The following is a 12,357-nucleotide window of genomic DNA, read 5'->3' as shown; positions in this document are numbered from 1 at the left end:
CGCGGAGGATCTCACCATGGCAACCCCCCTTCCGCCCGTCTCACCTGCAGAGCAGGCCCAGGCCGCTGCCTCGGCCGCGCGCGCCGCGGCTGACATCGCCCATCAGAACGCCGCTCAGGCGCAGTCGATCGCCGACTCGCTCGGGCACGGCATCGCTGCCGCCACCCATGGCGCCGTCGATCCCACGGTGTTCCAGCTCGCGATCTTCGTGCTCGCGATCTTCGTCGGCTACTACGTCGTCTGGTCGGTGACCCCGGCCCTGCATACGCCGCTGATGTCGGTGACCAACGCGATCTCGTCGGTCATCATCGTCGGCGCGCTCCTGGCGGCTGGCGTGCCGCTCATTGAGAAGGGCACCGGCTGGGCCCGCTTCTTCGGCTTCATCGGTATCGTCCTCGCCTCCGTGAACATCTTCGGCGGCTTCCTCGTGACCCAGCGCATGCTCGGCATGTACAAGAAGAAGGCCTGAGGCGATGTCGGAAAACGTCTCATCCCTTCTCTACATCGTCGCCGGCGTCCTGTTCATCATGGCGCTGCGGGGGCTCTCGCACCCCACCACGTCGCGACAGGGTAACCTGTACGGCATGATCGGCATGGCGCTGGCCGTGCTCACGACCCTGGTCGGCCATCCGCCGGCGGGACTCGGCGCCTGGATCCTGGTGCTGCTCGGCCTCGGAATCGGTGGCGGCGCCGGCGCAGTGATCGCCAAGCGGGTGCCGATGACGGCCATGCCGCAGCTCGTCGCGGCCTTCCACTCGCTCGTCGGCCTGGCCGCCGTGGCGGGTGCGGCAGCGACGCTCTACGCCCCCCAGGCAGTCGGCATCCTCGAGAACGGCCACATCCACAAGGAGTCGCTGTTCGAGATGGCGCTGGGCGCGGCGATCGGCGCGATCACCTTTACCGGTTCGGTCATCGCCTTCGCCAAGCTCGACGGGCGCATGTCCGGCAAGCCGATCATGCTGCCGCAGCGGCACGCCATCAACATCGCGCTGGGCATCGCCCTGGTGGTGCTGATCGCCGTGTTCATCGGCAACGAGAGCAAGCTGGTCTTCTGGCTGATCGTGCTCCTGTCGTTCACCCTCGGCGGGCTGCTCATCATCCCGATCGGCGGCGCGGACATGCCCGTCGTCGTCTCGATGCTGAACTCCTACTCGGGCTGGGCGGCGGCCGGCATCGGCTTCACGCTGGGCAACCTCGCGCTCATCATCACGGGTTCGCTGGTCGGCTCCTCGGGTGCGATCCTGTCCTACATCATGTGCAAGGCGATGAACCGGTCGTTCATCTCGGTCATCCTCGGCGGCTTCGGCGGTGATTCCGCTGCGGCGGCCGGTGGTGGCCAGGTCGAGACGCGCCCCGTCAAGCAGGGCTCGGCCGACGACGCGGCCTACATCATGAAGAACGCAGAGCGCGTCATCATCGTGCCGGGCTACGGCATGGCGGTCGCCCAGGCTCAGCACAGCCTTCGCGAGATGGTGGACCTGCTGAAGAAGGAAGGCGTGGAGGTGAAGTACGCCATCCACCCGGTGGCGGGTCGCATGCCGGGGCACATGAACGTGCTCCTGGCCGAAGCCAACGTGCCCTACGACGAGGTGTTCGAGCTGGAAGACATCAACGGCGAGTTCCCGCAGGCCGACGTGGCCTTCGTGATCGGCGCCAACGACGTCACCAACCCGGCCGCCAAGACCGACAAGGCCTCGCCGATCTACGGCATGCCGATCCTCGACGTGGAGAAGGCCAAGACCGTCCTCTTCATCAAGCGCGGCATGGGCTCGGGCTATGCCGGCGTCGAGAACGAGGTGTTCTTCCGCGACAACACGATGATGCTGTTCGGAGACGCCAAAAAGGTCGTGGACTCGATCGTAAAGAACCTCTGACCGGTCCAAACGACGAGCGGCGCGGCGGGGCGGGCGAGCAATCGTCCGTCCCGCTGTCGTTTGCGGGGCGCAGTCTTCGGCCGCGGAAACGACTATGGTCGCCCGCGTGACCGCCGCCATGCTCATCGATCCGTCCTCGGACCTCCCGCGTCCGTTCCTCGACGTCACCGCCTCCGCGCTCGGGCGGCCGTGGCGCGAGCGCTGCGGCGATCCCGGCCTCCAAGCGCTCGCCGTGACGATGACGCAGGCCTATGGCCTGCCCGATCTGCTCGCGCGCGTGCTCGTCGGGCGCGGTGTGCGGCCGGCGGAAGCGGACGCCTATCTCGCCCCGCGCCTGCGCGACCTGATGCCGGACCCGTCGGTGCTCGTAGATATGGAAGCGGCGGTCGAGCGGCTGGCCCATGCCGTGCGCGCCCGCGAGGCGGTGGCGATCTTCGGCGATTACGACGTGGACGGCGCGTCGAGCGCGGCCCTGCTCGCTGACTATCTCCGGGCGCTCGGCGTGCCGGTGCGCATCCATATCCCCGACCGCATCACGGAAGGGTACGGCCCCAATGTCGGCGCCGTCACGATGCTGCGGGAGGAGGGCGCAGGCCTGCTCGTCTGCGTCGATTGCGGCACCGCCGGCCACGAGCCGCTGGCCGCGGCCGCGGCGCTGGGCCTCGACGTGATCGTGCTCGACCACCACGGCGCGCCGGAGGAGCTTCCGCAGACGCGGGCCCTGGTCAATCCGAACCGTCTCGACGACCTGTCCGGCCTCGGTCATCTCTGCGCGGCGGGCGTGGTCTTCATGACCCTCGTCGCGCTGGCCCGTCGGCTGCGGCGGGACGGCGTCTTCGCAACATCCGCCGAGCCGCGCCTCACCGACTTCCTCGATCTCGTGGCGCTTGCCACCGTCGCCGACGTGGTGCCGCTCACCGGTCTCAACCGGGCCTTCGTCGTCCAGGGACTCGCGGTGATGCGCGGGCGCGGGCGTCCGGGAATAGCCGCGCTGCTCGACGCGGCCGGGCTGAGCGAACCGCCGGAAGCGTGGCATCTCGGCTTTCTCGTCGGGCCGCGCATCAATGCCGGCGGGCGGATCGGCGATGCCGGTCTCGGCGCGCGGCTGCTCACCACCACCGACCCGATGGAGGCCCGTCGCATCGCCGACGAACTCGATCGGCTCAACCGTGAGCGGCAGGCCATCGAGGCGCAGGCGGTCGCCGAGGCCGAGGCGGAGATGGATGCCCACTTGACCCGCGATCCGGACCGTCCGGTCCTGATCGCCGCCTCGCCGGAATGGCATCCCGGCATCGTCGGCCTCATCGCCGCCCGGCTCAAGGAGCGGTTCGGCCGGCCGGCCTTCGCCTTCGCGGTCAAGCCCGATGGCAGCGCCGTCGGCTCCGGCCGTTCGGTCGTCGGTGCGGATCTCGGCGGTGCCGTGCGCGGCGCGGTCGAGGCGGGGCTCGCGATCAAAGGCGGTGGGCATGCCATGGCCGCGGGCGTGACCCTTCCGCCCGGAGGCCTCGCCGCCTTCGGGGAGAGCCTCACCCACGATCTCGTCGACGCCGTCGGTCGGGCCCGTGCCGCCGAGGCGCTGCTGATCGACGGCACCGTGAGTGCCGGAGGCGCGACTGCCGAACTGGTGCGCCTGATCCAGCGGGCCGGCCCGTTCGGGCAGGGGGCGCCCGAGCCGGTGATGGCCTTGCCCCGCCACCGCATCGTCGATGCCGGCATCGTCGGCAACGGGCATGTCCGCGCCCGCCTCGTCAGCGGTGACGGGCAAGCGGTCGGCGCGATCGCCTTCCGTGCCGCGCAGGGTCCGTTGGGCGTCGCCCTGCTCGGCGGGATCGGGCGGAGCTTCCACGTCGCGGGAACCCTGTCGTGCGACCGCTGGCGCGGGGCGGAGCGGGCCCAGGTCCGAATCTGCGACGTGGCGCCCTGTGGATAGAAATTGGGCCGGGCAGATCGGTTGACACCCGATCGCGCCCTAATCATAAGGGCCTCGCCCACCGCGAACGACACGCGGTGACCCGGTTTGGGGGAATGTCCCGAGCGGCAAAGGGGGCGGACTGTAAATCCGCTGCGTAAGCTTCGTAGGTTCGAGTCCTACTTCCCCCACCAAACTCCACGTTGCACGATTGCAGCCGTTTATGTCGTCTGGTGCCGAGTTTTTCGGCCTGCGGCGCTTGCTAAACATTGCATCTGTTTCGGCTGATCGTGGCGGCTGCAAGCGACCTGAGCGCCTCCTTCGAAGCAAGCTGAAGCGCGGGCATACTGACCTTTCGCCTTAGCCATACGCCATGATTCTGTTCACAGCTTAACGCTTTCCCGCGCAAAATTAACGTGCGTTAGTTCCGCCGGATTTTCAGAGCGCTAGGTTGTGGCGATTAGGCCAAGGAAACCCAGTGGCAAACCCGCTCGTCCGTAAGCTGGAAAACTTCATCCGCCTCACTTCCGAAGAGAAGCAGGCGTTGGAGAAGATTGCTCAGCCGACACGAAGACTCGGACCGCGTGAGGACGTGGTCCGTGATGGCGACTGGCCGCGTCACGTCAACGTCGTGCTCGAAGGCTGGGCCTGCCGCTACAAGCAGCTTGAGGACGGGCGCCGTCAGGTCATCTCGATCTTCCTGCCCGGCGATCTCTGCGATCCGCATGTCTTCGTTCTGCGGAAGATGGACCACTCGCTGGGCACGCTGACCTCGGTGGTGCTCGCCGAGATTTCGGAAACCGCCATACGGGAGCTCGCCCAGCAATTCCCGCGCGTGGCGGAGGCGTTGTGGTGGGAAATGCTCGTGACGGCGGCGATTCAGCGCGAATGGACCGTCAGCCTCGGTCAGCGGCTGGCGACCGAGCGGCTCGGGCATCTGTTCTGCGAACTGTTCCTGCGTCTGCGCGCCGTCGGATTGACGAACGACACGAGTTGCGAATTCCCGATCACCCAGGCCGATCTCGGGGATGCGATGGGGCTTTCGACCGTCCACATCAATCGCACCCTCAAAGAATTGCGGGCGGCGGGTTTGATCCGCCTGCGTGGTCGACAATTGACGATACCAGACTTTTCGGCACTCCAGGCCACTTCGCTCTTTGACCCGGCTTATCTGCATTACGAGCGCAATCCATTGAATACGGATGAGGATTAAAGATCGGCCGTTGGCCGATTCATCTCAACGAGGTCAGCGAACGGCTAAGTCATGAACCAGGATCCGCGCGACGCACGTATTGAGGAGCTGGAGGCCGAGAATCGGCGCCTGCGCCGCTTCCTCGATGAGACGGGCTTGCCCGCGGAGCTGCGCCACAAGGTGCGCAACACGCTGTCCATGCTGCGGGCGATCATCCGTCGCTCCGCCGAGACCAGCGACTCAGTGGAGACCTATGTCGCCCATCTCGATGGACGGCTCGACGCGCTCGCCCACGTGCTCAATGCGCTGATGCGCAGCGTACCCGAAGGGATCACCCTGCATTCCCTCGTCGCGGACGAGCTGCTGGTCCATCTCGCGCGCGAGGGTGAGCAGGTCGCAATTTCCGGTCCGAGCCTCCTTCTGCGCCCAGGCGCGGCGGAAGTGCTTGCCATGGCCATCCACGAACTGGCCGTGAATGCCGTCGAGCACGGCGCCCTGACCGTGCCGCACGGCCGCATCCACGTGAGCTGGACGCTGTCGCCGCCGACCGAGCCGTCCGGAACTCGCCCGCAACTGACCTTTGTCTGGGAAGAAAGCGGTCTCGCGAACCTCCCACCGGTGCCGTCTCACTGTGGCTTCGGCACCGAAGTGCTCACACGCAGCCTTCGTTATGAGTTGAAGGCCGAGACGACCCTCTCGTTCGAGCCGCAGGGACTGCGCTGCACGATCAGCCTGCCGCTGCCCACTCAGATCACTGTCGTCGAAGACGAAGAGTAGCACCGCGTCCGCGAACGCGTTGCGGATCAAGGCGACCGGCCCGAACTGCGGCCCGCCGGGTACACCGGTGCGTTGTCCGCTCACCATTCCTCGATCATGCACTGTGCCAAGCAGGGCCGGGGTAGCGGCGCAAGGGATCGACGGGTACTTAACATCTGGATGCTTTTTGGAGGCATCGCCCGTCACGAGCCACGGACCCCGCCCAGCGAATGCATGTCCGGATGAACTGCCTTCTGCGTTCGCCGGTCTTTGGTGGCGTTCTTCTGAGTGTCGCGACCCTGGTCCTTCTGCCGCGGCCGGCGGCCGCCTTCGACCTGTTCGGCTTGTTCGGCTCGGAAGAGGAGCCGCCGGCTCCGAGCGCGACGGCACTGCCCTATAGCCTGCGATTCACCGGCACCGACGATTCGGACATCCTGCGGGCCCTGCAGGACACCTCGACCCTGTACCGCCTGCGCCAGGAGGCGCCGCCGGACGGCGAGGGGCTGGTGCGGCGCGCCGAAGCGGATCTGCGCCGCCTGACCGATGTGCTCTCCGGTTACGGCTATTATCAGGGCACCGTTTCGGTCCGCATCGACGGAGTGCCGGTCGGCGGCGAGGCCTCGCTCGTTGCCGCAGCACGGGTCGCCGAGAACTCGCGCGCGCGCACACTGGTGCCGGTCAAGATCGCGGTCGATCTCGGCCCCGCCTACACCCTGCGCACGGTCACCGTCCTCGACCCCCGCGGCCGTCCGTTCTCGGAGGAGGTGCTGCCCGAGCGCTACACCCGGACCGGCGACGACGTTCCGGCCCGCTCGGCGACCGTGCTCGCCCGCGAGGCGAAGATCGTTGATCGCTTCCGCGCCCTCGGCCACCCCTTCGCCAAGGCCGTGACGCGCGATCCCGTCGTGGACGATGCGGCGCACGTCATGCACGTGACCTTCACCATCGATCCCGGACCGATGGCGGGCCTCGGCGAGGTATCGGTGAAGGCGACCGAGGGCATCGACCCGGCGGTGATCCGCTCGTTCATCTATTCCGAGCCCGGCGATCCCTACTCGCCGAAGGCGGTCTCCGACATCCGTCGCTCGGTCGCCCGCATCGAGGGCCTCGGCGCGGTCCGCGTGCGCGAGGGCGAGAGCCTCGATGCGCAGGGCAACCTGCCGATCTTCGTCGAAGTGAGCGAGCGCGAGCGCAACCTCATCGGTGTCTCGGCGCGCTACTCCACCGTCGATGGGCCGGGCGTGCGCGCCTACTATGCCAACCGCAACCTCTGGGGCGGCGGCGAGACGCTGCGGCTCGATGCCGACATCTACTATCTCGGCCTCGGCTACGATCCGTTCGCGACCCAGCGCAAGCTCGCCGGCATCGACACGACCGGCCTCGGCGGGCGCCTTTCGGCGACCTTCGTGAAGCCGGCACTCGGCGGCACCCGCAACGACCTGCTGGCGAACCTCTTCGTCACCCGCGAGGTGCAGCAGAGCTACTTCGTGGACGCGGCCGGGGCCTCGGTCGCGGTCCGCCACCGCTTCTCCGACACGTTCTCGGCCCAGATCGGCCTCGACGGACAGGTCGGCCGCTCGAAGGATGCCATCGGCACCGTCGATTACCGGCTGATCGGCGTGCCGCTCTCGGTGACCTACGACTCGACCGACAGCCTGCTCGACCCCACCGAGGGTTTCCGGGTGATCGCCTCGGCCGCGCCCTATCCCGGCTTCCTCGGCTCGGATCCCGGCATCTTCGTCGCGAAGGCCCAGGGCTCGACCTACTACGCGCTCGATGACGAGGCGAAATACGTGCTCGCCGGGCGCGTCGGCTTCGGCTCGGTTTCGGGCGCGCGGCTCGACGAAATCCCCGACAATTTCCGCTTCTTCGCCGGTGGCGGCGGCTCGGTCCGCGGTTTTGCCTTCCGTACGCTGGGCCCCCGAGGACCGTTCAATCTGCCGATCGGCGGGCGCAGCTTGCTGGAGGCTTCGATCGAGGCCCGCATCAAGATCACCGACACGATCGGCATCGTGCCCTTCTTCGACGCGGGCACGGCCTTCGCCTCGACGCTGCCGGATTTCGATGAGCGTATCCGAAAGGCGGCGGGCATCGGCCTGCGCTACTACACCGGCATCGGTCCGATCCGCGCCGACCTCGCTTTCCCGCTCGACCGGATCAAGGGAAACCGCGAGCTGCCGGCCGCCCTGTATATCAGCCTCGGACAGGCGTTCTGAATGGCGTTTTCTGCTCGCGGACGACACCGTCGCAGCCTGCCCGCCACGGCCGGCGAGGGGCGGAGCCGAGCCAACGGCCGAGCGGCGGTTGCGGCCGCGTTCCTGTCGATCGCACTGCTTTTCGCCGCCTTCATCACAACCGACGACACCCGCGCCGCCGATGGCGAGAAGACGGTGCTCGGCGGCCTCCTGTCGAAGGCGCTCTCAACGCCCTCGTCGCAGGTCACGATCGGCGCCGTCGATGGCGCCCTGTCCTCGGACGCCACGATCCGCGACGTGGTCATCAGCGATTCCGACGGCCCGTGGCTGAAGCTCGACCGCGCCCGCTTGGTCTGGCGGCGCCTCGCCCTGCTGTCCGGCCGGCTCGAAGTCGACACCCTTGGAGGTCGGCCGTCTCGAAGTGCTGCGCAAGCCGGTGCCCGGCCCGACGCCGGCCGAGGCCGAGCCCGATGGCAGCCTGCTACCGGATCTGCCGGTGAAGGTCGAGATCAAGAGCTTCGCGCTGGCCGAACTGGTGCTGGGCGAGAGCGTCGCGGGCCAGCCGGCACGGCTCGCGGGTGAGGGCAAGGCTACGCTCGGCAACCCTTCCGAAGGTCTCGATGTCAGCGCGGATTTCCGCCGCCTCGATGCGGCCGGGCGCTTCATCGCCCGCCTTCTGTTCGTGCCCAAGGGCGAGCGCCTGGAGGTGAAGGCAAGCCTCGTCGAACCGGAGGGCGGGCTGCTCTCGAAGGCGGCAAATCTCCCCGGCACGCCGCCGATCAACTTCGACCTCGACGGTCGCGGCACCCTCGATTCTTTCAACGCCCGACTCGACTTCGACGCCGGCCCGGAGATTGGCGCGAAGGGCGGCGCGCGCCTCTCGCGCATCGGCACCGACCGGCGCCTGAGCCTCGACCTGACCTCGCGCATCGAGGGCGTCGTGCCGGGCCCAGCCGCGGCGATCTTCTCCGGCGAGACCAAGCTCGACGGCGGCATGGCCTTCTCCGATACGGGGTTGTTCCGCATCGACCGGCTCGACCTCGCCTCGCGCACCGCACGGCTCGCGATCGGCGGCACCCTCACCGCCGACCGGGTCGCGGATTTCACAATCTCGGCCCGCGCGGTCCCGACCGAGGGCGGCGTCACCAAGGCGGCGGATGCCGAGTTGGACACCCTTGTCTTCGATGGCAGCCTGAAGGGGCCGCTCTCAGCGCCGCGGGTGAAGGGCAATCTCAAGGCGGCCGGCCTGCGCACCAGCGAATCGAGCCTGGAGCGGGGCGATGCCGTTCTGAACGTCGAGCCGACCGGCGCCGATAAGGCGCAGCGCTTCACCATCACCGCCGATGCGGCCGTGGAGGGCCTGCGCCTCGCTGATCCGGCCCTGCGCCGCGCTGTCGGCAGCCAGGCCAAGCTGACCCTGCGCGCCGCCGCCGGCTCGGACGGCGTCCTGGACGTCACGACCCTGACCGTCGAGTCCGATACGGCCCGCGCCGCCTATGCCGGACGCATCGGACAGAACACGCTGGCCGGCACGCTCGAGGCGGCTTTGTCCGATGTCGGCGCCTTTTCGGCCATCGCGGGCCGGACCCTCGCCGGCCGTCTCGATGCCAAGGCGATCCTGAGCGGAGATCCCGCCCGCAAGGCGCTCTCCGCCGACCTCGACCTGCGCGGTGGCGGTCTCGTGCTCGGCGAGGCGACCGCCGACCGGCTCGTCGGCCGTGCTCCGACGCTGACGGGACGCGTCTCGCAGACCTATGATGGCTACGGTTTCGAGCGCCTGCGCTTCCAGGGCGCGGGGCTCGTCGCCACACTCCAGGGACAGGCGAACGCGAAGACCGCAGACGTCGCCGCCCGCGTCGATCTCAAGAACCTCTCTGCCTTCGATGAGCGTCTGTCCGCCGGCCGGCGAGCGCCGATGCGCGGCTGACGGGCTCCCTGCTCAAGCCGGCGGTCACCGCCGCGCTCCGCGCACCGGAGGTGACTGCCAACGGGCGTCCGATCCGGGATCTGCGCCTCGACGCGGCGCTGAACGACCTGCGCGATGCCCTCGACGGCACCCTGCGCATGACCGGCGACATCGCCGGCAAGCCGCTGCGGGCCGAGGCCCACATCGTCCGGCCGAACCGGAGCGACTACGCCCTCGACCGGCTCGCCTTCGCTCTCGGCTCCGTCGCGGCGGATGGACAGGCGGTCGTGAACGCCGACAGCCTCCTCGCCGAGGGCGCCCTGACGGTCCGTGCCGGCGATCTCGGCGACCTGTCGCCGCTGGCGCTTGCGCCCATGGGCGGCAGCCTCGATGCTGCGGTGAGCCTTTCCCGCGCGGGCGGGCGCCAAGACGCGACGGTCCGCGCCACCGGTTCGAGCCTGCGCTACGACACGTTCGGGCTTGCCAAGCTCGACGCGGATCTCACCGGCCGCGACCTGCGGGCCCATCCGGTCATCGACGGCCATGCCGACGCCGCGCGGCTCGTAGCAGTTGGCCAGAGCATTGATACGGTGCGGCTCACCGCCAACGGCACCGCGGCGGCAAGCGACATCACCCTCACCGCCCAGGCCCGCGGTTTCGCCCTCGACGGTGCCGCGCGGCTAATCCCGGCCGAGCGCACGCGGATCGAGATTGCCCGGTTCTCGGCGCAGCGCGGCGGCGACCGTCTGGCGCTGGCCGGCCCCGCCGCGATCACCCTTGATGATGGCTCGGCGCTGATCGAGAATCTGGTGGTCGCCGCCGGCTCCGGCCGGGTCAGCGTGCAGGGGCGGGCGGGGTCCGATCTCGATCTCAAGCTCGGCATCCGTGCCCTGCCGCTGTCGCTTGCGCGGATCGCGAGCCCGAACCTCGCACTCTCCGGCACGCTGGAGGGCGAGGCCGACTTGCATGGACCCGCCGCGCGGCCGGAGGGGCGTTACGCCCTCACCGTCGCAGGCCTTGTGACGCCTGAAACCCGCAAGGCCGGCCTGCCGCCGATCACCGCGCGGGCGAGCGGCCGCCTCACTGATGGCGCGGCCAGCATCGACGGGCGGGTCTCCGCCGGGCGCGGCGCCGACGTGACCGTGACGGGCACCGTGCCGGTCGAGGCCGGCGGCGGGCTGAATCTCCGCGCCCGCGGCAACCTCGACGCGGCGCTCGCCAACTCGATGTTGAGCGCGAGCGGGCAGCGGGTTGCCGGCCGTATCGTGCTCGATGCGGGCGTGACCGGCACGGTCGCGGCACCGAAGGTGGAAGGCTCGGCGACGCTTTCGGGCGGCAGCCTCACCGATCCGATCAACGGCATCCGCATCACCGACATCCAGGGCCGCGTGACGGGCCGCGGCGACACCATCGTCATCGAGCGGCTGACCGCGGCGACCCGCAATGGTGGGCGCCTCTCCGTGGACGGGCGCGTCGCCGTCGAGCCGGCCTCCGGCTTTCCCGGCACGCTTCGCATCACCGCCGACCGGGCCGAACTGGTCTCAAGCCCGCTGATGACGGCGGTGTCGAGCCTCAACCTCGCCCTGTCGGGACCGCTCGCCCGCAAGCCGACCATCAAGGGCCGGGTCGATGTCGTCTCCATCGACGTCTCGGTGCCCGACCGCCTACCCGCCACGGTGCAGCCGCTGCCGGGCATCCGCCGGGTCAACGTGACGCCTGAGGTGCGCGAGCGTCTCGCCAAGCGGGCCGAGCGCAAGGCGCAGATCGAGGCGGCCGGCCGACGGAAGAAGGCGGCCCCGCCCTTCGACGCCGGTCTCGACGTCATCGTGAGCGCGCCGAGCCGCATCTTCGTGCGCGGGCGCGGCATCGACGCGGAACTCGGCGGCGAGTTGCACGTCACCGGTTCCTCGCGCGACCCGCAGGCGAACGGCGACTTCTCCCTGCGCCGCGGCGTGTTCAGCCTCGGCGGCCAGCGACTCGACTTCACCCGCGGCCGGGTGTTCTTCGCGGGCGACATCGCCCAGCCCGACCTCGACTTCGCGGCCGAGACCAAGGCCGCCGACGTCACCGCCCGCGTCGCGGTCACCGGCCCCGCGGCACAGCCCGTCTTCGCGCTTTCCTCCGATCCTAGCCTGCCGCAGGACGAGATCCTCTCGCGCATCCTGTTCAAGAAGGCGGCGGCCGGGCTCTCGGCGTTCCAGGCGCTGCAACTGGCCCAGGCCGTGGCGCAGCTCTCCGGCGGGGCAGGGGGGCCCGACGTATTCGAGGCGGCTCGCAAGGGCCTCGGCCTCGACAGCCTCGATGTCTCGACAGGCGCGAGCGGCGGCCCGGCGGTCGGCGCCTCGCGCTACATCAACGACCGCATCAGCGTCGGCGTGAAGGCCGGCGCCAAACCCGCCGACACTGCCGCGTCGATCAACTACGACCTAACGCGGCGGATCAAGCTGAACGGCGAGGCCGGCAGCGACGGCCGCACTTCGGTCGGCGTCGGCGCCGAGTGGGAATGGTGACGCGCTAACAGGCGC

At 69.3% G+C, this 12,357-nt stretch carries 6 protein-coding genes, 1 tRNA gene and 1 pseudogene; all 8 read left to right on the top strand.

What is annotated here, in order from left to right:
* Positions 1–16 precede the first annotated feature (16 nt).
* The 8 genes and pseudogenes from M2437_RS19560 (at position 17) to M2437_RS19525 (ending at position 12,342) form a co-directional block, all read left to right on the top strand.
* Positions 17–469 carry a proton-translocating transhydrogenase family protein gene (locus tag M2437_RS19560; RefSeq protein ID WP_004446455.1) on the top strand — a complete coding sequence of 151 codons (453 nt, stop codon included), beginning with the start codon at positions 17–19 and terminating at the stop codon, positions 467–469.
* Positions 470–473: 4 nt separating this feature from the next.
* Positions 474–1,874, top strand: coding sequence for an NAD(P)(+) transhydrogenase (Re/Si-specific) subunit beta (locus M2437_RS19555; protein ID WP_004446456.1), 1,401 nt, complete (start codon positions 474–476; stop codon positions 1,872–1,874).
* 94 nt (positions 1,875–1,968) lie between these two features.
* On the top strand, positions 1,969–3,804 hold the full coding sequence (gene recJ, locus M2437_RS19550; protein WP_253388428.1) for a single-stranded-DNA-specific exonuclease RecJ: 1,836 nt from the start codon (positions 1,969–1,971) through the stop codon (positions 3,802–3,804).
* Between the two features lie 89 nt (positions 3,805–3,893).
* Positions 3,894–3,977: transfer RNA gene (locus M2437_RS19545), tRNA-Tyr, on the top strand.
* Positions 3,978–4,261: 284 nt separating this feature from the next.
* On the top strand, positions 4,262–4,996 hold the full coding sequence (locus tag M2437_RS19540) for a Crp/Fnr family transcriptional regulator (RefSeq protein WP_004446461.1): 735 nt from the start codon (positions 4,262–4,264) through the stop codon (positions 4,994–4,996).
* 51 nt (positions 4,997–5,047) lie between these two features.
* On the top strand, positions 5,048–5,752 hold the full coding sequence (locus M2437_RS19535) for a sensor histidine kinase (RefSeq protein WP_056118876.1): 705 nt from the start codon (positions 5,048–5,050) through the stop codon (positions 5,750–5,752).
* A 209-nt stretch (positions 5,753–5,961) separates the two neighbouring features.
* Positions 5,962–7,947 carry an autotransporter assembly complex protein TamA gene (locus tag M2437_RS19530; RefSeq protein ID WP_253388427.1) on the top strand — a complete coding sequence of 662 codons (1,986 nt, stop codon included), beginning with the start codon at positions 5,962–5,964 and terminating at the stop codon, positions 7,945–7,947.
* Positions 7,948–12,342 (top strand): annotated as a pseudogene (locus tag M2437_RS19525) (translocation/assembly module TamB domain-containing protein). It abuts the gene before it with no gap.
* The last annotated feature ends 15 nt before the right edge of the window (positions 12,343–12,357 follow it).

The sequence above is a fragment of the Methylorubrum pseudosasae genome (assembly GCF_029504475.1).
GTDB classification, from domain to species: domain Bacteria; phylum Pseudomonadota; class Alphaproteobacteria; order Rhizobiales; family Beijerinckiaceae; genus Methylobacterium; species Methylobacterium extorquens.
This window is presented reverse-complemented; position numbering and strand designations above follow the sequence as displayed.

Excerpts from the sequence above, each read along its gene's own strand:
- M2437_RS19555 (WP_004446456.1), top strand. The coding sequence starts at position 474 with ATGTCGGAAAACGTCTCATCCCTTCTCTACATCGTCGCCGGCGTCCTG.
- M2437_RS19530 (WP_253388427.1), top strand. The coding sequence starts at position 5,962 with ATGCATGTCCGGATGAACTGCCTTCTGCGTTCGCCGGTCTTTGGTGGC.
- recJ (WP_253388428.1), top strand. The coding sequence starts at position 1,969 with ATGGTCGCCCGCGTGACCGCCGCCATGCTCATCGATCCGTCCTCGGAC.
- M2437_RS19560 (WP_004446455.1), top strand. The coding sequence starts at position 17 with ATGGCAACCCCCCTTCCGCCCGTCTCACCTGCAGAGCAGGCCCAGGCC.
- M2437_RS19535 (WP_056118876.1), top strand. The coding sequence starts at position 5,048 with ATGAACCAGGATCCGCGCGACGCACGTATTGAGGAGCTGGAGGCCGAG.